The sequence below is a fragment of the Streptomyces sp. NPDC059224 genome (assembly GCF_042754285.1).
Classification (GTDB): Bacteria; Actinomycetota; Actinomycetes; order Streptomycetales; family Streptomycetaceae; genus Streptomyces.
Map to the genome: position 1 here is coordinate 117,738 of NZ_JBHZAN010000016.1, position 18,785 is coordinate 136,522.

The 18,785-nt window shown below is 72.0% G+C and carries 19 protein-coding genes and 1 pseudogene; 9 read left to right on the top strand and 11 right to left on the bottom strand.

Annotated features, from left to right (window positions below; genetic code table 11):
* The first annotated feature begins 50 nt into the window (after positions 1-50).
* The 6 genes from ACFXI4_RS19250 to ACFXI4_RS19275 all read left to right on the top strand — a co-directional run bounded on the left by ACFXI4_RS19250 (position 51) and on the right by ACFXI4_RS19275 (position 5,408).
* The gene (locus ACFXI4_RS19250) at positions 51-914 is read left to right on the top strand and encodes a hypothetical protein (protein WP_384992212.1); all 864 of its coding nucleotides are present in this window, start codon (positions 51-53) and stop codon (positions 912-914) included.
* Positions 915-1,029: 115 nt separating this feature from the next.
* Positions 1,030-1,617: a pyridoxamine 5'-phosphate oxidase family protein gene (locus ACFXI4_RS19255; protein ID WP_384992215.1), complete on the top strand. Its 588-nt coding sequence runs from the start codon at positions 1,030-1,032 to the stop codon at positions 1,615-1,617.
* 3 nt (positions 1,618-1,620) lie between these two features.
* Entirely contained in the window at positions 1,621-2,325 is a 705-nt protein-coding gene (locus tag ACFXI4_RS19260; RefSeq protein WP_384992218.1) for a L,D-transpeptidase, read from the top strand.
* A gap of 81 nt (positions 2,326-2,406) precedes the next feature.
* Positions 2,407-3,789 (top strand): ferredoxin reductase family protein, encoded by a 1,383-nt coding sequence (locus ACFXI4_RS19265; protein WP_362720531.1) that lies wholly within the window; start codon positions 2,407-2,409, stop codon positions 3,787-3,789.
* 43 nt (positions 3,790-3,832) lie between these two features.
* Complete coding sequence (locus ACFXI4_RS19270) at positions 3,833-4,615, top strand: FMN-binding protein (RefSeq protein ID WP_384992221.1); 783 nt, start codon at positions 3,833-3,835, stop codon at positions 4,613-4,615.
* On the top strand, positions 4,608-5,408 hold the full coding sequence (locus ACFXI4_RS19275; protein ID WP_384992224.1) for an FAD:protein FMN transferase: 801 nt from the start codon (positions 4,608-4,610) through the stop codon (positions 5,406-5,408). Before ACFXI4_RS19270 ends, ACFXI4_RS19275 begins: the two co-directional genes overlap by 8 nt.
* Positions 5,409-5,517: 109 nt before the next feature.
* Here the strand turns inward: ACFXI4_RS19275 and ACFXI4_RS19280 are convergent, their stop codons facing one another.
* The 9 genes from ACFXI4_RS19280 to ACFXI4_RS19320 form a co-directional block, all read right to left on the bottom strand.
* Positions 5,518-6,063 carry an arginine repressor gene (locus ACFXI4_RS19280; protein ID WP_351320293.1) on the bottom strand — a complete coding sequence of 182 codons (546 nt, stop codon included), beginning with the start codon at positions 6,061-6,063 and terminating at the stop codon, positions 5,518-5,520.
* A 7-nt stretch (positions 6,064-6,070) separates the two neighbouring features.
* Positions 6,071-7,267 (bottom strand): acetylornithine transaminase, encoded by a 1,197-nt coding sequence (locus ACFXI4_RS19285; protein ID WP_384992227.1) that lies wholly within the window; start codon positions 7,265-7,267, stop codon positions 6,071-6,073.
* Complete coding sequence (gene argB, locus ACFXI4_RS19290) at positions 7,264-8,172, bottom strand: acetylglutamate kinase (protein WP_362728064.1); 909 nt, start codon at positions 8,170-8,172, stop codon at positions 7,264-7,266. Before argB ends, ACFXI4_RS19285 begins: the two co-directional genes overlap by 4 nt.
* Complete coding sequence (gene argJ / locus ACFXI4_RS19295) at positions 8,169-9,320, bottom strand: bifunctional glutamate N-acetyltransferase/amino-acid acetyltransferase ArgJ (RefSeq protein WP_362728066.1); 1,152 nt, start codon at positions 9,318-9,320, stop codon at positions 8,169-8,171. Before argJ ends, argB begins: the two co-directional genes overlap by 4 nt.
* Positions 9,317-10,345, bottom strand: coding sequence for an N-acetyl-gamma-glutamyl-phosphate reductase (gene argC, locus ACFXI4_RS19300; protein ID WP_384992230.1), 1,029 nt, complete (start codon positions 10,343-10,345; stop codon positions 9,317-9,319). Before argC ends, argJ begins: the two co-directional genes overlap by 4 nt.
* A gap of 45 nt (positions 10,346-10,390) precedes the next feature.
* Positions 10,391-10,828 (bottom strand): GtrA family protein, encoded by a 438-nt coding sequence (locus ACFXI4_RS19305; protein ID WP_362730134.1) that lies wholly within the window; start codon positions 10,826-10,828, stop codon positions 10,391-10,393.
* Positions 10,828-11,802, bottom strand: coding sequence for a glycosyltransferase family 2 protein (locus ACFXI4_RS19310; RefSeq protein WP_384992232.1), 975 nt, complete (start codon positions 11,800-11,802; stop codon positions 10,828-10,830). The genes ACFXI4_RS19305 and ACFXI4_RS19310 overlap by 1 nt, the downstream gene beginning before the upstream one ends.
* A 23-nt stretch (positions 11,803-11,825) precedes the next feature.
* The gene (locus tag ACFXI4_RS19315; RefSeq protein ID WP_384992234.1) at positions 11,826-14,447 is read right to left on the bottom strand and encodes a YfhO family protein; all 2,622 of its coding nucleotides are present in this window, start codon (positions 14,445-14,447) and stop codon (positions 11,826-11,828) included.
* A 194-nt stretch (positions 14,448-14,641) separates the two neighbouring features.
* Positions 14,642-15,565: a DMT family transporter gene (locus tag ACFXI4_RS19320; RefSeq protein ID WP_384992236.1), complete on the bottom strand. Its 924-nt coding sequence runs from the start codon at positions 15,563-15,565 to the stop codon at positions 14,642-14,644.
* A gap of 81 nt (positions 15,566-15,646) precedes the next feature.
* Here ACFXI4_RS19320 and ACFXI4_RS19325 point away from each other — a divergent pair, with 81 nt between their 5' ends.
* The 3 genes and pseudogenes from ACFXI4_RS19325 to ACFXI4_RS19335 all read left to right on the top strand — a co-directional run bounded on the left by ACFXI4_RS19325 (position 15,647) and on the right by ACFXI4_RS19335 (position 17,636).
* Positions 15,647-16,549 carry a LysR family transcriptional regulator gene (locus ACFXI4_RS19325; protein ID WP_384992239.1) on the top strand — a complete coding sequence of 301 codons (903 nt, stop codon included), beginning with the start codon at positions 15,647-15,649 and terminating at the stop codon, positions 16,547-16,549.
* 51 nt (positions 16,550-16,600) lie between these two features.
* Positions 16,601-17,031: pseudogene (locus ACFXI4_RS19330) on the top strand (carboxymuconolactone decarboxylase family protein).
* A 161-nt stretch (positions 17,032-17,192) separates the two neighbouring features.
* Positions 17,193-17,636 (top strand): DUF6314 family protein, encoded by a 444-nt coding sequence (locus ACFXI4_RS19335; RefSeq protein ID WP_384992241.1) that lies wholly within the window; start codon positions 17,193-17,195, stop codon positions 17,634-17,636.
* On the opposite strand, the gene ACFXI4_RS19340 is transcribed toward ACFXI4_RS19335, so the two are convergent.
* Complete coding sequence (locus tag ACFXI4_RS19340; protein ID WP_362730570.1) at positions 17,618-18,211, bottom strand: histidine phosphatase family protein; 594 nt, start codon at positions 18,209-18,211, stop codon at positions 17,618-17,620. The two genes, ACFXI4_RS19335 and ACFXI4_RS19340, sit on opposite strands and share 19 nt — an antisense overlap.
* Before the next feature lie 116 nt (positions 18,212-18,327).
* A complete protein-coding gene (locus ACFXI4_RS19345; RefSeq protein WP_384992243.1) occupies positions 18,328-18,774 on the bottom strand; it encodes a GNAT family N-acetyltransferase in 447 nt (148 codons plus the stop codon).
* Positions 18,775-18,785: the final 11 nt, after the last annotated feature.

An 18,785-nucleotide genomic window follows, 5' to 3' on the forward strand; every position in this document is an offset into this window, starting at 1 on the left:
CGCCGGCGCCGTGATTGTCAACCCTCCTCCGACCCAAGTGAGGCAACCGCATGTCGAGGGCTCTCCCGAAGTACAACAAGCGTCGCGTGGCACTCGTCGGCGGTGCGGCCGCCGTGGCGCTGTCCGGTGCGGTCATCGCCGGTTCGGCCCTCGCCGGTACGCCCGACCAGAGCAACGGCACGAACGACGCGCGCACCCTCGCCGCGTCTCCCGCCACCATCACCTGCCCGGACGTCGCCTCGCAGCTGCCCGCGATCCCCGCCTCCGCGAAGGCCGAGGTCCACCGGAACCTCGCGCTCCTCCGGACGCAGATCCAGGAGGCCGGCAAGCGGCTGGTGGACACGGTGGGCCAGGGCGGGCCGAACTTCGTGAACAACGCGATCCTCGGGCCCCTCAAGGACAAGCGGGTGGCGACCGTGAACCGGATCGCGACGGCGATCGGCCGCACGGCCGCCAGGCCGGCCGGCCTGGACGCGCTGGCGCCGTGCACCCTGAACGCGGGCGGAACCACCGGCACCAGCACCGGCGGCGGTACGGCGACGGGCGCCGCTTCGGCCGCGCCGAGCACGGCGGCCACCCAGCAGCAGCCGACCGGCGGCACCGGCACGGGCGGCTCGGCGGTGGGCACGATCACCTGTCCGGACGTCGCCTCGCAACTGCCGGCGGTCCCCGCGTCCGCGCAGGCCGAGGTCGACCGGAACCTCACCCTGCTCCAGACTCAGATCAGCGAGGCCGACAACCGGCTGCGGACCACGTTCGGCCAGGGCGGCCCGGACTTCGTGAACAACGCGATCCTCGGCCCCCTGACGGACAAGCGGAAGTCGACCATCGACCGGATCGCGATCGCCATCGGCCGTACGTCGGCCAAGCCGGCCGGTCTCGACTCCCTGGCCGCCTGCACGCTCACCCAGTGACGTGACAGGCAGCTGTGGCCGCCCCGAGGAGAGCGCCGGCCGGGGCGGCCACAGTGGTGTCCGGATGCCGGAACCGCCCGGACGTCCGGCGCCCACGCGCCGATAATTTCGCGGTATGGGAAAGACCTACGAGCGCATCGACGGCAGACTCCGCACGTTCATCGAGGAACAGCCCCTGTTCTTCACCGCCACCGCCCCGCTCGCGGGCGACGGCACGGTCAACCTCTCCCCCAAGGGTCTCAAGGGCTCCTTCACGGTGCTCGACGAACACACCGTGGCCTACCTGGACTTCGCCGGCTCCAACGCCGAGACCATCGCCCATCTGCGGGAGAACGGCCGCATCACCCTGATGTGGTGCGCGTTCCAGGGGCCGCCGAACATCGTGCGGGTGCACGGCCGCGGCGAGCCGGTCTTCCGCGACGACCCGCGCTTTCGCGACCTGCTGACCCGCTTCCCCGGCATCGACCCCACCCCGCACGGACTGCGCGCGATCATCGTCGTGCACGCCGAGCTCGTCCGGGACACCTGCGGTTACGCCGTCCCCCACATGGCGTACGACGCCGACCGCGACCTGCACGGGAGGCGCTTCGCGCGCGAGGACGACGCCTCGCTGAACGCGTACTTCGAGAAGAAGGACCACATCGCGGTGAGCCTGGATGGCCTACCCGGGCTGCCGTTGCCGTTGCCGCCGTCTACCGTCTGAGCCATGCGTCCACGCCTTGTAGTCACCCTCATCTCCGCCTCCCTGCTGCTGCTCGGCGCCTCGCCGGGCGACGGGGACGCCACGCCGCTGCCCGCGAAGCTGGCCGACACGGGCGGCGGCGACCAGCTGATCACCGCCGAGGCGCCCGCGCTGAACTCGACCTCGGGCACGGTGACCTGGTGGGAACGCCGGGACGGGCAGTGGGCGAAGGTGGGGTCGGCCCCCGCACGGTTCGGCGCGAAGGGCCTGGTCGAGGGGGCCGCACGGCGCCAGGGCACGAACACGACGCCGACGGGGCTGTACGGCCTCCCGTTCGGCTTCGGCATCCAGCCGGCGCCGACGGGGACCTCCGTGGACTACCGCGCGGTGAAGGCGGATTCGTGGTGGTGCCAGGACAACGACTCGACCTCCTACAACCGTTGGGTCGAGCCGCTGCCGGCCGACTGCCGGGCCGCCGAGGCGGAGAAGCTGTCGTCGTACACCACGCAGTACACCTACGCCCTGGTGATCGGCTTCAACTACGAGCAGCCCGTGCGGGGGCGCGGCGCCGGGATCTTCCTGCACGTCAACGGGCAGGGGGCCACAGCCGGTTGTGTCTCCGTGCCGTCGGAGGCGATGCAGGAGATCCTGCGATGGGCAAATCCGGCCAAGTCCCCGCACATCGCCATCGGGACCGAGAGCGGCGACACGGCGATCACCCGGTACTGACACGGAACCGCGCAGGTCTCTGAACACTCGGGCGTCACGACACGTACCTGTGGGCCAAGGGTCAAGTCCCACGGAGGAACCGTGACCACCACGCTCGCAGGCGGACGTGCCGCCCGCCGCCAGACGATGCGCCGCATCCGCCCGCGCCGCTCCCCGGCCGTACCGCTGCTGCTCGCCGTATGGGCGGGCGCGGCGGCCGTGCTGTGGCTGTGGTGGCACAACACCCCGTCCATCGCCGACCAGAACGGCAAGATCCTCAACGCCGGCCGCATCACGGGTCTGCTGGCCGGCTATCTGATGGCCCTCGTCGTGCTGCAGATGGCGCGGGTACCGGCGCTGGAGCGACGGGTCGGCTCCGACCGCGTCGCCCGCTGGCACGCGATGAGCGGCCGCTACACCCTCTGCCTGGTCTTCGCGCACGTCTTCCTGATCATGTGGGGCTATGCCCTGCAGGCCGGCAGGACGCTGAACGACATCGTCCAGCAGACCATCGACTCCATCAACCAGCTCCCCGACATGGGCAAGGCGGCCATCGGCACCGGCCTGTTCGTGGTCATCGGCCTGACCTCGATCGGCCCGGTCCGGCGCAGGATGCCGTACGACACCTGGTACCACGTGCACCTGCTCACGTACGCGGCGGTGTTCCTGACCTTCTGGCACCAGATCACCACCGGCAACGACTTCGCCCTCACGCCGATGGCCAAGACGTTCTGGTACGGCCTGTACGGCGCCGTCACCGCGCTGGTCGTCTGGTACCGGATCTTCACGCCGATCCGGCTCAACCTGCGGCACCGGATGCGGGTCGAGGCGGTCATCGAGGAGACGCCGGGCATCGTGTCGGTGCTGATCGGGGGGCGCAAGCTGCACCGGATGGGCGCGGAGGCCGGCCAGTTCTTCCGCTGGCGGTTCATGGCCCCCGGGATGCGGTTCAGCTCGCATCCGTACTCGCTGTCGGCAGCGCCCCGGCCCGACATGCTGCGGATCACCGTCAAGGCGATCGGTGACCACAGCGCGCGGCTGCGTGAGCTGCGGCCCGGGACCAAGGTGTGGGCGGAAGGGCCGTACGGGGCGATGACCGCGTCCCGGCGCAGCCGCGGCAAGGTGCTGCTGGTGGCCGGCGGCGTCGGGATCACGCCCATGCGGGCGCTGTTCGAGACGCTGCCCGGTGCCGCCGGCGACCTGACCCTGCTCTACCGGGCCAACACCACGCAGGACCTGGCGCTCTGGGACGAACTCGCCAAGATCGCCAACGAGCGCGGGGCCCGGCTGATGTACGCGGTCAACAGCCCGGACGGCGAGCGGCCGGACATCTCCGCGGAGAACCTCCAGCGGAAGATCCCGGACATCGTCGACCACGACGTCTTCATGTGCGGCCCGCCAGGGTTCGCGCAGGGCGTCTACGAAGCGCTGCGCGGCGCGGGGGTTCCCGCCCGCCGCATCCATCACGAGTCGTTCGAGATGTGAGCGACGGGACCACGGAATCCACGGAATCGGGAGTTCGGAAACGATGAGGAAGAGTCACCCCGTCAGGCGTGTGGTGCTGGCCACCGCGGCGACCGTCTCCGGTGTCGTGCTGCTGCTGTCGCTGAAGCCGTCGTCCGACCCGGCGTCCGCGGCGGCGGGCGCGGCCCCGTCGGCCGCGGCGGCGGGTCAGGAGTCGCCGCAGGGCGGCACCGGGGCCGCGGGCGCCACCACAGTCACCGGTGACGCGGCCCAGACCCAGTACGGGGTCGTGCAGGTGCGGCTGACCGTGGCCGGCGGGAAGATCACCCAGGCCGAGGCGGTCCAGGCGCCCAAGGGCGGCACCAGCGACCAGAAGACCGCGCTGTCGGTGCCGCAGCTGAACAAGGAGACGGTGGCGGCACAGAGCGCGAACATCGACGCGGTCTCCGGCGCGACCTACACGAGCAACGGCTACAAGCAGTCGCTGCAGTCGGCGCTGGACAAGATGAAGGAGTCGGGCCCGGCCGGCTCGGCGGGCGCCTCGGGCGCCTCGGGGTCCTCCGGCTCCGCGCAGGCCAGGACCGTGACCGGGCAGGTCGCGCAGACCCAGTACGGGCCGGTGCAGGTCAGGATCACCGTCTTGGGCGGGAAGATCACCAAGGCGGAGGCCGTGCAGGCGCCCAGCGGCGGCACCAGCGACCAGAAGACCGCCCTCTCCGTGCCGAAGCTCAACCAGGAGGCGGTGGCGGCGGGCAACGCGAACATCGACTCCGTCTCCGGGGCCACCTACACCAGCACCGGCTACAAGCAGTCACTGCAGTCGGCGCTGGACCAGGCCGGTGGCTGAGACGGTGGCGGACGCGGAGGCGCCTGTCACGGTGCGTCATGCGGAAGAGGTCATGGGGACCGTCTTCTCCTTCGACGTCCGCGGCGGCGATCCGGACGCCGTCCGGGCGGCGCTGGACGAGGCCGTCGCCGGACTGCACCAGGTCGACGCGGTGTTCAGCACCTACCGCGACGACAGCCAGGTGTCCCGGCTGGCGCGGGAGGAGGTCGGTCTCACGGAGTGCGACCCCGAGGTGGCCGAGGTGCTCGACCTCGCGGCCGAGGCCGAACGGGTGAGCGGGGGCTGGTTCAGCACCCGCTACCGGGGGCTCCTCGACCCCACCGGCATCGTCAAGGGCTGGTCGGTCGAGCGGGCGGCGCGGGCCCTGGCGCGGGTGGCCGGGGTGAGCGGGGTGAGCGTGAACGGGGGCGGCGACGTCCAGATGTTCGGCGCGCCCGAGCCGGCCCGGGCGTGGCGGGTGGGGATCGCCGACCCGTTGCGGCCCGGCGGGCTGGCCGCGGTGATCACGGCGGCGGGGGTGGACGAGCTGGCGGTGGCCACCTCCGGTACGGCGGAGCGGGGCGCCCACATCGTCGACCCGCGGACCGGGAAGTCGGCGGTGACGGACCTGGTGGCGGTGACGGTGGTGGGCCCGCGGCTGACCTGGGTGGACTGCTGGGCCACGGCGGCCTTCGCGATGGGATCGCGGGCGGGGCTGGCGTGGCTGGAGTCCCTGCCGGGCGTCGAGGGCCTGCTGATCACGGCCGGCGACGAGGTCCGCTGCACCGGGGGCCTGGCGGCGCGTCTGGGCTGAGGTGGGTGGCGGGAACGCTCACCGGCGCTTGCGGGGTGCCTCCCCGGGCGGAGGCCGGGCGGAGGAACTGCGCGAGCAGCCCCCGCCCACCCGCGGCGGCGGGTCGGCCTCAGTGCCCGTTCTGGGCGAGCCGCAGCAGATGGTCGGCCAGGGCCTGACCCCCCGTCGGCTCCCGGCTGATCAGCAGCAGCGTGTCGTCCCCCGCGATCGTCCCCAGGATGTCCTGCAGCTCCGCCTGGTCGATCGCGGACGCGAGGAACTGCGCCGCGCCCGGAGGGGTCCGCAGGACCACCAGGTTCGCCGACGCCTCCGCCGAGATCAGGAGTTCCTGCGACAGGCGGCGCATCCGCTCCTCCTTCGCCGACTCCCCCAGCGGTGCGCGCGGGGTGCGGAACCCCCCCTCGCTCGGCACCGCGTAGATCAGTTCCCCGTCGGTGTTGCGGATCTTGACCGCGTTCAGCTCGTCGAGGTCCCGGGAGAGCGTCGCCTGGGTGACCGTCAGCCCGTCGTCGGCGAGCAGCTTCGCGAGCTGGCTCTGCGAGCGCACCGGCTGCCGGTTGAGGATGTCCACGATCCGGCGGTGCCGGGCGGTCCGGGTCTGCGGTACCGCGGGCCCCGCCCCGCCGGACTGGTCGAACTCCTGCGCCTGGCTCATCGTCGTCTCATTCTCCGGATCGTCCGTCCCCGCTCGCTGCGTCGAGGATGCCGGGCAGGGCCCGCAGCAGCGCGTCCGCCTCGTCGTCGCGGAGGTTCAGCGGGGGCATCAGCCGAACGACGTCCGGGGCGGGCGCGTTCACCAGGAACCCGGCCTCCTGAGCCGCCTGCTGCACCTGTCCTGCCAGCGGCTCGGTGAGCACGATACCCAGGAGGAGGCCCGCGCCCCGGACATAATCGATCAACCGGTGGCCGAGATCCTCGATTCCGTCCCGCAGCTTCTCGCTCTGCCGCTTGACGTTCTCCAGCAACCCCTCGTTCTCGATGGTGTCGAGGACGGCGAGCCCGGCGGCGCAGGCGACCGGGTTGCCGCCGAAGGTCGTGCCGTGGTGGCCCGGCTGGAGGAGGTCGGCCGCGCGGCCGAAGGCCACCGTCGCGCCGAGCGGCAGTCCGCCGCCGAGCTGCTTGGCGAGGGTGACGACGTCGGGCAGCACGCCCTCGTGCGCCTGGTACTCGAACCAGGTGCCGGTCCGGCCGATCCCGGTCTGCACCTCGTCCAGGACCAGCAGCGCGCCGGTGGCGGCGGTGATCGCGCGGGCCGCCTTGAGATAGCCGGCCGGGGGGACGACCACGCCGTTCTCGCCCTGCACGGGCTCGATGACGACCAGGGCGGTGTCCTCGGTGACGGCGGCGGCCAGCGCCTGCGCGTCGCCGTAGGGCACGTGGGTGACGTCGGCCGGCAGCGGGCGGAAGGGCTCCTGCTTGGCGGGCTGCCCGGTGAGTGCCAGGGCGCCCATGGTCCGGCCGTGGAAGCCGCCCTCGGTGGCCACCATGTGGGTCCGTCCGGTGAGCCGGCCGATCTTGAAGGCGGCCTCGTTGGCCTCGGCGCCGGAGTTGCAGAAGAAGACCCTGCCCTCCCGGCCGAAGAGCTGGAGCAGCCGTTCGGCGAGGGTGACGGTGGGCTCGGCCATGAAGAAGTTGGAGACGTGGCCGAGGGAGGAGATCTGCCGGGTCACGGCCTCGACGATCGCCGGGTGGGCGTGGCCGAGCGCGTTGGTGGCGATACCGCCGACGAAGTCGTAGTACGGGCGGTCCTCGGTGTCCCAGACCCTGACGCCCTCGCCGCGTACCAGGGGCAGCCGCGGGGTGCCGTAGTTGTTCATGAGCGCGCCCTGCCACCGCGTGGTCAGCTCCTGGTTGCTCATGGCCTTTCCCCCTGTCGCTCGTCGGGCACGACCATCGTGCCGATGCCTTCGTCCGTGAAGATCTCCAGCAGGATCGAGTGCTGGACCCGGCCGTCGATGACGCGGGCGGTGGTGACGCCGTTACGTACGGCGTGCAGGCAGCCCTCCATCTTCGGCACCATGCCGGAGCTCAGCTCCGGCAGCAGCTTCTCCAGTTGGGAAGCGGTGAGACGGCTGATCACCTCGTCGGAGTTCGGCCAGTCCTCGTAAAGGCCCTCGACGTCGGTGAGGACCATGAGGGTCTCGGCGCCCAGCGCAGCAGCGAGTGCCGCAGCCGCCGTATCAGCATTGACGTTGTAGACATGTCCGTCGTCCTGGGAGCGGGCGATCGAGGAGACGACCGGGATCCGGCCGTCGGCGAGCAGCGCCTCGATCGCGCCCGTGTCGATCGCGGTGATCTCGCCGACCCGCCCGATGTCGACGAGTTCGCCGCCGATCTCGGGCCGGTGCTTGGTGGCGCTGATGGTGTGGGCGTCCTCGCCGGTCAGTCCGACGGCCAGCGGGCCGTGCTGGTTGAGCAGGTTGACCAGCTCGCGCTGCACCTGCCCGGCCAGCACCATCCGGACGACGTCCATGGCGTCCTCGGTGGTGACCCGGAGTCCGGCCTTGAACTCGCTGACGATGCCGTGCCGGTCGAGGGCGGCGCTGATCTGCGGGCCGCCGCCGTGCACGACGACCGGCTTGAGGCCGGCGTGGTGCAGGAAGACGACGTCCTGGGCGAAGGCGGCCTTCAGCTCTTCGTCGACCATGGCGTTGCCGCCGAACTTGATGACGACGGTCTTCCCGTTGTGCCGGGTCAGCCAGGGCAGGGCCTCGATGAGGGTCTGGGCCTTGGGCAGCGCGGTGTGCTTTCGCGTGGTGCTCATGACGAGTAGGCGCTGTTCTCGTGGACGTAGTCGGCGGTCAGGTCGTTGGTCCAGATGGTGGCGGTCTCGGCGCCGGCGGCCAGGTCGGCGACGATGTGCACCTCGCGGTAGCGCATGTCGACCTTCTCCCGGTCCTCGCCGACACCGCCGTTCTTGCAGACCCAGACGCCGTTGATGGCGACGTTGAGCCGGTCCGGTTCGAAGGCGGCCCCGGTGGTGCCGATCGCGGAGAGCACGCGGCCCCAGTTGGGGTCCTCGCCGTGCACGGCGCACTTGAGGAGGTTGTTGCGGGCGATGGAGCGGCCCACCTCGACGGCGTCGTCCTCGGAGGCGGCGTTGACCACCTCCACCTTGATGTCCTTGCTGGCGCCCTCGGCGTCCCGGATCAGCTGCTGTCCCAGGTCGTCGCAGACCTGCCGTACGGCCTCCGCGAACTCCTCGTACTCCGGGGTGATTCCGGAGGAGCCGGAGGCGAGCAGCAGCACGGTGTCGTTGGTGGACATGCAGCCGTCGGAGTCGACGCGGTCGAAGGTGGTCCGGGTCGCGGCCCGCAGCGCCTTGTCCAGGACCTCGCTGCCGGCGACGGCGTCCGTGGTGAGCACGACCAGCATGGTGGCGAGGCCGGGGGCGAGCATGCCGGCGCCCTTGGCCATGCCGCCGACGGTCCAGCCGTCCCCGGTGGCCACCGACGTCTTGTGCACGGTGTCGGTGGTCTTGATGGCGATGGCGGCCTTCTCGCCGCCGTGCTCGCTCAGGGCGGCGGCCGCCGTCTCCACTCCCGGCAGCAGCTTGTCCATGGGGAGCAGGACACCGATCAGGCCGGTGGAGCACACGGCGATCTCGATGGCACCGCGCCCGAGCACCTCAGCGGCCTTCTCGGCCGTCGCGTGGCTGTCCTGGAAGCCCTTGGGGCCCGTACAGGCGTTGGCGCCACCGGAGTTGAGGACGACGGCGGAGACCTGGCCGCTCTTGAGGACCTGCTCGGACCACAGGACCGGCGCCGCCTTCACCCGGTTGGAGGTGAAGACGCCCGCGGCGGCGCGGCGGGGCCCGTCGTTGACCACGAGGGCCAGGTCGGGGTTGCCGTTCTCCTTGATCCCGGCCGCGATGCCCGCGGCCGTGAATCCCTTCGCTGCCGTCACGCTCACGGCGCAACTCCGATCGTGGTCAGCCCGGTGGTCTCGGCGAGACCCAGGGCGAGGTTCATGCTCTGGACGGCACCGCCGGCGGTGCCCTTGGTCAGGTTGTCGATGGCGCTGATCGCGATGATGCGGCCGACGGCGGCGTCGTACGCGACCTGCACCTGAACGGCGTTGGAACCGTAGACGGACGCCGTGGCGGGCCACCGGCCCTCGGGGAGCAGATGGACGAAGGGCTCGTCGGCGTAGGCCTTCTCGTAGGCGGTCCGGACGGACTCGGCCGTCACTCCGGTCCTCGCCGCGGCACTGCACGTGGCGAGGATGCCCCGGGGCATCGGCGCCAGGGTCGGCGTGAAGGAGACGGCGATCCGCTCCCCCGCCACCGCGCTGAGGTTCTGGATCATCTCGGGGGTGTGCCGGTGCCCGCCGCCGACGCCGTACGGCGACATGGAGCCCATGACCTCGCTGCCCAGCAGATGGGGCTTGGCCGCCTTGCCGGCGCCGGAGGTGCCGGACGCGGCGACGATCACCGCCTCGGGCTCGGCGATCCCGGCGGCGTAGGCCGGGTACAGGGCGAGGGAGACGGCGGTGGGGTAGCAACCGGGTACCGCGATGCGCCTGGACCCCTCCAGCGCGGCGCGGGCACCCGGCAGTTCGGGGAGGCCGTAGGGCCAGGTACCGGCGTGCGGGGAGCCGTAGAAGCGCTCCCAGTCGGCCGGGTCCTCGAGGCGGAAGTCGGCGCCCATGTCGACGACCAGGACGTCCGGGCCGAGCTGCTCGGCGACGGCGGCGGACTGGCCGTGCGGCAGGGCGAGGAAGACGACGTCGTGCCCGGCGAGGGCCTCGGGGGTGGTCTCCGCCAGCACGCGGCCGGCCAGCGGCAGCAGGTGCGGCTGGAGCGCTCCCAGGCGCTGCCCGGCGTTGGCGTTGCCGGTCAGGGTGCCGATCTCGACCTCGGGGTGTGCGAGGAGCAGCCGCAGGACCTCTCCGCCCGCGTATCCGCTCGCTCCGGCAACCGCCGCACGTACCGCCATGTCCATCCTCCTCTGGATGGCATGACTATACGGTTCCCTGCACTTTTATGCAACGGGTTCCCGGCGGCCCTGCGCCGCCTCCACCTTCGGCAGCATGACCCGCCGCGACACCACGAAGGTCACCGGAATCGCCGCCGCCGACGCCATCAGCGGAGCGAACCGGCTGCCCGCGTGCAGGACGTCGACGATCACGTACACACCCACCGTGGTGATCACGAAATTCGTCGCGTTGGTCAGCGGGAACAGCAGGAATTTACGCCAGGTGGGCCGTATTCGGTAAGTGAACCTCGCATTGAGGAAGAACGAACCGATCATGCTCAGAAGAAACGCGAGAATATGCGCGGCGAGGTACGGCAAATACATCAGGAACAGCAGGTAAAGGCCGTAGTAGGTCGCCGTGTTGATGACGCCGATCACCGCGAAGGTGATGATCTGGCCCGATATCGAGCGGGTGGGTCCGGTGGTCGACAGGGCGTTCGTCATCAGGGGATGAGGTCCTTCGTCGTGCCGCGGGTGCGGTCTTCCGTTCGGTGCACGTTCGTCGCCTTCACCAGGAAGTGCGGACGCCCCTTGACCTCGTAGTAGATCCGGCCGGTGTACTCCCCGATGACCCCGAGCATGATCATCTGTACGCCGGCCAGGGCGGTGACGGCTGTAATGATGGTGACATAGCCCGGCGTCTGGACGCCGTTGATCATCGCTCCGCCCACGATCCACGCCGTGTAGGCGCCGGCCAGGGCCAGCAGGGTCATGCCGAGGTGGAGCGCGGCGCGCAGCGGGCGGTTGTTGAAGGAGAGCAGCCCGTCCAGGCCGTAGTTGAGCAGGCTGCGGAACGACCAGGAGCTGGCGCCGTGTTCGCGTACCGCGTTCTCGTACTCGAAGGTGGTGCTGGGGAAGCCGACCCAGGCGAACAGGCCCTTGGAGAACCGGTTGTACTCGGTGAGGTCCACGACCGCGTCCACCACCCGGCGCGACATCAGCCGGAAGTCGCCCACGCCGTCGACGAGTTCGACGTCGACGAGCCGGTTGATGAGCCGGTAGTAGAGGCGGGCGGTGAGGGTCCGGGTGAAGCGGTCACCCTGCCGGGTGCGCCTCGCGATGACCTGGTCGTAACCCTCGCCGCGCAGTTCGACCATGCGCTTGATGAGCGACGGGGGGTGCTGGAGGTCGGCGTCCATGACGATCACCGCGTCGCCGGTGGCGTGTTTCAGTCCGGCGAGCAGGGCGGCCTCCTTACCGAAGTTTCGGCTGAAGGAGACGTACCGCACCCGCGCGTCGCCGTCGGCGATCCGGCTGAGCAGGGGCAGTGTTCCGTCACGGCTGCCGTCGTCGACGTACACGAACTCCATGTCGTGTCCGAGCGGCAGAAGCTCGTTGGCGATCTTCTGGACCTGCTCGTGGAAGCGTTCGACGACGTCTTCCTCGTTGTAACAGGGCGCGACGATGGATATCAGCATGGGTTTCTCCCCCCGGGGACGGGTCAGCGAGCGGCGGTCGGGCGCTCACCGGAGCGGACGGCGGTTCTGCGGCGTACGGCCGAGAGGGCGCCGAGCAGGATCAGGGCCAGCAGCGAGGCGCCGCCGACGGCGGTGCCCAGGCGCAGGCCGGGCGGATGGAACGTGCAGGTGAGGCTGGTGGCGGAGGCGCCCAGCGGGACGGCGATCAGGCCGTGGAACTCGCCCGCCGGGACCTCGTCGCCGCCGGCGGAACAGCGCCAGCCGGCGATCCGCGGGGCGGCCACGACGGCGGTCCCCGTGCTGCCGGCGGGAAGCCGGGCGTGCAGGGTCCCGTCGCCGACGGTCACCTCGGTCGCGCCGGTGGCCTTCAGCTGCCGCACGGCGGCGCGCAGTCCGCCGGTGTCCAGGCAGCCGACCGCGCCCCGCGCCGGGACGCGGCTGGGCCGGTCGGGCAGCAGGTCGATCCGTACCCGCCCCGAGACGGTGACCGTGCCGAGCGGCTGCATCGCGGCGATCTTCGTACCCGCGGCATCGGACCGGAACAGCTGCTGCCCCACGCCGTCGGCCAGCTGTGCCGTGCCGGAGTAGTGCGGCGCCCACAGGAACACCTCGCTGCCGGCCCGGCAGCGCGCGGTGAGCGTCCGCGCTCCGTCGACCAGCAGCCCGCGCGCCTCGTCCCCCCTGCGGGCACCGCTGAGGGCGATGCGGGGCAGGGTGTAGACACGGGTTCCGAGCAGCAGTTCCTGGTTGCGGTACGGCGAGGGGCCGAAGGCGGCCGGCGTGGTGCGCGGAGCGGCCGGACGCACGGTCACCAGCGGCGGGACGTCCTCGCGGGTGACGGTCGACGGGCCGCCGCCCCGGGGCAGCCACTTCTGGTGCGGGTCGGGCGGGCTGTGCACCCGGGCGCCCACCGAGAAGACGGCGTCGGTGACCGGGTTGTCGAGGCTCTGCAGGCTGCGCCCTCGGGAGGTCCAGCCGCCGCCGAGCGCGGTGAGGGTACGGCTGAGGACGTCGGAGGTGAGGCTGCTGTAGTACTGGGAGCCCTGGCCGCCGACCATCATCGGGTCGTTGGCGACGGTCTGGTCGCGGCCGGGTTCGGTGCGGTACTCCGGCCAGGCGTCGGCCCCGGCGACGGCGTCCGCCTCCCGCTGCTGGCGGTCCCCCCAGGGGGCGTAGTCGTCCATCTGGCTGAGGCGCATGCGGGTGGCCACGGCGGAGGTGGCGGCCGCCTCGCCGAACTGGGCGCCGAGCAGCAGCACCACGGCCAGTCCGGCGAGCACGGGCCGGCCGTGCCTGAGGCTCAGGAGCGCGAGTCCGCCGAGGGCGCCGACGACCGCGAGCAGCACCACCGGCCAGGTGTGGTGGGCGTGCTGCCGGGTCAGGGTGCTGCGGCCGGCGACCGCGGCGACCAGGACCAGGAGCACGGCGGCCGCGCCCAGGGCGCGCCGGTCCGGCAGCCCGTAGGCCAGAGCGTGCCAGGCGGCCATGACCAGCAGGGCGCAGAACACGAAGGCCTGCCGGTAGGAGCTGCCGTTGGGAGCGGCGAAGGCGTGCCAGGCCAGGCTGGTGGGCGCCCACTGCAGGGACAGGCCCACGGCGAGCACCAGCACCGTCCAGCCCGCCCGCACCCGGACCGGGACCTTCCGGTGGAAGGGCAGGGCCAGGGCGAGCACCAGGGCGGTGATGCCGACGTAGAGGGCCGGGGAGCTGTAGCTGTAGGTGGCCGGCAGCAGCCGGGCGAACAGGTCGTCGGCCCCCACCGGGGCGAAGTGGGCCTCGCGGCCCGGGTAGGCGTGCCGGGTACCGGAGTAGACGACGATCACCAGGGGCGCGGCCAGGCCGGCCCCGAGCCCGACGACGACCGCGGCCCGCCCGACCACCGCCAGTGCGCGCCGCCACGGCGGCTGGGCGAGCACCAGCCGGAGCAGCAGCACCAGGGCGGCGCCGAGGGTGGCCATGTAGGCGGTGTAGAAGTTGGCGGTCCAGGCGAGCGCCACGATCAGCACGCTGAGCAGCGGGCGCCGGCCGGCCGTGGCCCACTCCCCGACCAGACAGAGCAGCGGCAGCGCGATCAGCCCGTCCAGCCACATCGGGTTGAAGGAGGCGAGCGCGAGGCTCCAGCCGCACAGGGCGTAGGAGGCGCCCAGGAGCCCGGCCGCCCACCAGCGGCCGCGCCGCAGGCTGAGCAGCAGCCAGGCCATGGCCGCACCGGCGACCGCCGTCTTCAGCACGGTGATCACGTACACCGCGAGGTCGATCTCGTCGCGCGGGAACACCCCGACCAGCAGCGCGAACGGGCTGCTGACGTAGGTGCCGATGTCCGGCAGGAAGCTGGAGCCGTAGCCGGACTGCCAGTTGAGGACGAGCCCGCCGTCGGCGTGGCCGTGCAGCAGGTCCCACAGGTGGGCGTGGAAGGGCACGTACTGGTTGCCGAGGTCGTTGACGTCGCGGGTGTGGGAGCCGAAGGGGTAGCTGCGGGCCACGGCATCGGCCGCGCAGAGGGTGACGGTGGTCAGCAGCGCCGCGAGCAGGGCGGCCGCCCGGCGCGGATCGGCGTCGGGCCGCCGCGCGGGTCCGGTCTCCCGCTCGTCGCCCCCCGCCGGTTTCACCCTTCGTTCGTGTCCGGTCAGGGTCGTGCGATTCATTCTGTGCGGCCCCCAGAGAAAAACGGGGGTGTACTCCCCGCTGATCGGTGATTCGCCGACTTAGACGGGTGGAAGTTCCTGCTGGTTGTGCGCCGACCGTGAAGTAATAAGCCGAATTCCGAATCCGCTTGCAATATCGGAAAGAATTCGCGACGTCAAAGGAAACTGAAGATTTCAGGAAGATGTTTTCCTGGTTAACGCGCCTCGGAGAAGCCGGTGCCGGTACGCCGGAGAGCCGTGTCGCGCACCTCCGCCGAGGAGACCGCGCGATGGGCACGTTCGACGGATTGCGCCCAGTACGTCCCCGAGACGATCAGTGCGGCTCCCAGCACGGCGAGCGCGGTGAGGCGTTCGCCCCCGAGGCCGACGCCGACCAGGAGGGCCCACACCGGTTCGGTGCCCAGCAGCAGACTGGCCCGGGTCGCCGAGGTGCGCTGGACCGCCCAGGTCTGGGCGAGGAACGCGCACAGACCGCAGCCCAGCGCGAGGTAGACCAGCTCGGCCCAGGTGATGGCGCCGGTCCGGGCGAGTGCGGGCAGTCCGGGCGCCGCCGGCACCAGGAAGAGGGCCGCGCCGACGGCGGTCTGCACGGCCGTCAGCTGGAACGGGCGCACGGCCCGGCCCGCGGTCAGCCGTCCGACCAGCACCACATGACCGGCCCGGACCACCGCGGCGGCGAGCATCAGCAGGTCACCCGCGCCGGGGGCGCGCAGCCCGTTGCCCGACACCAGCAGACCGACACCGACCACGCACGCGCCGACGGCGAGGAAGAACCGCGCCGGCAGCCGCCGGCGGTCCAGGACCGGGGTGAGGACGAGGGTCAGGCTGATGATCAGGCCCGCGTTCCCGGCGCTGGTACGGGCGACGCCACAGGTCTCCAGGACGAGGACGGCGGCCTGGGTGAGGCCGAGGAGCGCGCCGGAACGCTTCTCGTCCCGGGTGAGCGGGCCGAGCCCGCGCAGCGCGACGAGGCAGACCAGGGCGCCGATGGCGTAGCGCAGGAAGAGGACGACCAGCACGGGGAGGGCGTCCGTGGCCGTCTTCGCCGTCAGGTAGCTGGAGCCCCAGACGACGGCGAGAGCCAGGAGCACCCCGTCGGTACGACGGGTGTTCGGCATGCCGCTCACGATCCACGTCCCGGACCGTGAAGTAAATGACGACCTGCTCAACCGATCCTGTAGCGAAGCTACACTCACGAGGTGGACGAACGGCAGCTGCGCGTACTGCGGGAGCTGGGAGAACTGGGCAGCGTCACCGCGGTCGCGGAGGCGCTGCGGGTGACGCCCTCGGCGATCTCGCAGCAGCTGCGCCTGCTCCAGCGGTCCCTCCCGGTACCGCTCACCGAGCGCGCCGGACGGCGGCTGGTGCTCACCCCGGCCGGGCGGGCCCTCGCCGACGCGGCGATCGGGGTGGAGACGGCACTGGCCCGGGCCCGCCAGACCGTCGAGGAGTACGTCGAGGAGCCCGCCGGCACGGTGTCGGTGGCGGCCTTCCACAGCGGGGCCGCAGCGTTCTATCCCCTGCTGCTGCGAGCACTGCGCGGGCCGGGCTCCCCGAGGCTCACCCTGCACGACGAGGACGTACCCCAGGCCGGCTTCCCGCCCCTGACGCGCGCCTACGACCTGGTCCTCGCCCACCGCCTCGACCACGCCCCGCCCTGGCCGCGGACGGCCGCGGCCACCCCGCTGCTGCGCGAACCCCTCGACGTCGCCCTCCCGGCCGGCCACCCGCTGGCCGGCCGGGCCGCGCTGACCGCGCGGGACGTGTCCGGCGAGCCCTGGATCACCGTGCACGACGGTTTTCCGCTGCTCGCCACCATCGAGGCGATCGCCGCCGCGGCCGGGCACCGGCTCGACATCGTGCATCGTGTCAACGAGACCTCGGTGGTCGCCGAACTGGTCGCCGCGGGCGGCGGGATCGCCCTGATGCCCCGCTGGACGTCCCGCCCGCATCCGGGCGTCGTCCTCAGCCCCCTCGACGGCATCGAGGCGTACCGCCACATCGACGTGCTCCACCGCCCCGAGCGCACGGCCCGCAGGGCGGTACGGACCGTGCTCCGCGAACTGCGGGCGGCGGCGGAGACCATCCGCGTCCGGGACTGAGCACACCGCCGGCTTGACCTGGAGCGTGCTCCAGCTCCTGGCGTTCTCCCCATGGACGCACGAGCTGACACGAGCGAGAGCACCACCCGCGACGAGCGTTTCGCCCGCGGTCTGGAGGTCATGGGCCAGGTCGACGGCGGGCTCGGCGAGCGGGTCCTCCAGTCGCTGGCCGGCATCAGCCCCGAGCTGGGCCACCAGGTCGTCGCCTGGGGCTTCGGGGAGATCTACTCCCGCCCGAACTGGTGCCCCGCGACCGCCAGTCGGTGACTCCGGGCATGCTCACCGCGCTGGGCGGCCGCGAGCCCCGGCTGGAGATGCACGTCAACTTCTTCCTGAACGCGGGACTCACGCCCCAGGAGATCGTCGAGGCGTTGCTGCACTCCGCCGGGTACTGCGGGTTCCCCAAGACGCTCAACGCCACCATGGTCGCCAAGAAGGTCTTCGCCGAACGTGGGCTGCTGCCGGTCGGCCAGGAGCCGTGAGCGCGCCGTCGGGGCGGACGTAGGGTCGGGGCATGCGGGGGCACCGGCCGCCGCGTATGCGGAGGCGTTCCGGGTGACCGGCCGTGGCGCCCCCAGGAGATGCGGCAGCAGGCCGGGCGCGGGGCACCGACCGGCTCGCCCCGGCCGGAGAAGGGATGACCATGGGTGAGTACTGGCCGGTGGCGGACGTACTGGCTCATCTGGCCGGGCGGTGGCGCGTCGAGCGGTCCGTGCGGGACCTGGCGGGCCGGGCCGAGGGGTGGTTCGAGGGGGCGACCGTGTTCCGGCCGCTGGACGGCGGCGGGCTGCTGCACGAGGAGTCGGGGACGTTCACCTGGCAGGGGGTGGCCCGGCCGGCCGAGCGGACGCTGCGGTTCCTGCCGGGGTCGCGGCCGGGCACGGCGGACGTTCGGTTCGCCGACGGGCGGCCCTTCCACGACCTGGACCTGACCTCGGGACGGTATGTCGCCGACCACCCGTGCGCGGCCGATCTCTACCGGGGCGAGTTCACCGTCCGGGACGCCGACCGCTGGCGGACGGTGTGGCGGGTCGGCGGCCCGGCCAAGGACCTGGTCCTGACCACCGGCTACGTGCGCGAGGCCTGAGCCGGCGACACGTCGAACCGCAGGTTCCAGCGACCGCCGTGGCCCGTCACCGTGGTCGTCGACAGGGGCCGTACGTCGATGTTCCAGTAGGTCGCCGGCGGCACCTTGAGCGCGTAGACGAGTGCGGCGCGGATCACCGAGGGTTCGGCCACGGCGACGATGCGGCCGCCGTCGCCCACCGGGCGGGTGTCCAGCCAGCCGCCGACCCGGGAGATGAACGACAGCAGCGACTCACCGCCGTGCGGGGTGGCACGCGGGTCGGAGAGCCAGGCGTCCACCTGGTCCGGTTCCCTGGCCATCGCCTCGCCCAGGGTCAGGCCGCGCCAGCGGCCCATGTCGCAGTCGCGCAGGGCGAGCTGGACCAGCGGGGCGTACCCCAGACCCTCGCCGGTCGCGCGGCTGCGCGGCGTCGGCGAACAGTAGCGCAGCTCGGCCGCCGCGAGCGGTAGCAGGTCGGCGGCGACGCGCTGCACCTCGTCCCAGCCCGCCTGGTCCAGGGGGCGGGCGTCCTCGAAGCGCTCCGCCAGCAGCGGTGAGCTGCGCGCGGCCGCGACGAACGTGACCCGAAGTGACATGCGGTGATGGTGTGACGCTCATGTGCGCAGGTCAAGGGCTCTTGATAGGTGAATTACGTGAGGAGGGGGAAACGTTACCCAATGGTCAGGAGGTGTCCGACAAGTCAGCCGGAATGTCACTTCGCCGGCTCGTAGTGGAGCGCCATCCACTGGTCCGGGCGTTCGAGCGCGGCGAATCCGAGCTTCTCGTAGACCCCGTGGGCGTCGTGCGTGGCGAGCAGCACCCGTCGGATTCCGTACGGCCGCAGGTGCTCCCGGATCGCCCCGACCATCGCCGTACCGACACCCCTGCCGCGTACCGACGGGTCCACGTACACGTCGGCGAGCCAGGCGAACAGCGCCTGGTCGGTCACCACGCGCGCGTACGCGACCTGCTTTCCGCCGGCCGTGTCGTACATGCCGAAGTTGAGCGAGCCCGCCATGGCCCGCCGGTGCTGCTCCAGCGGGCGGCCGGTCGCCCAGTAGGCGTCGGTGGACAGCCAGCGGTGGACGCGTTCGACGTCCACCCGGTCGGTGTCGGCGGAGAACTCGTAGCCCTCGGGGAGGCCAGGCGCAACGGTCATGCCGGGATCCT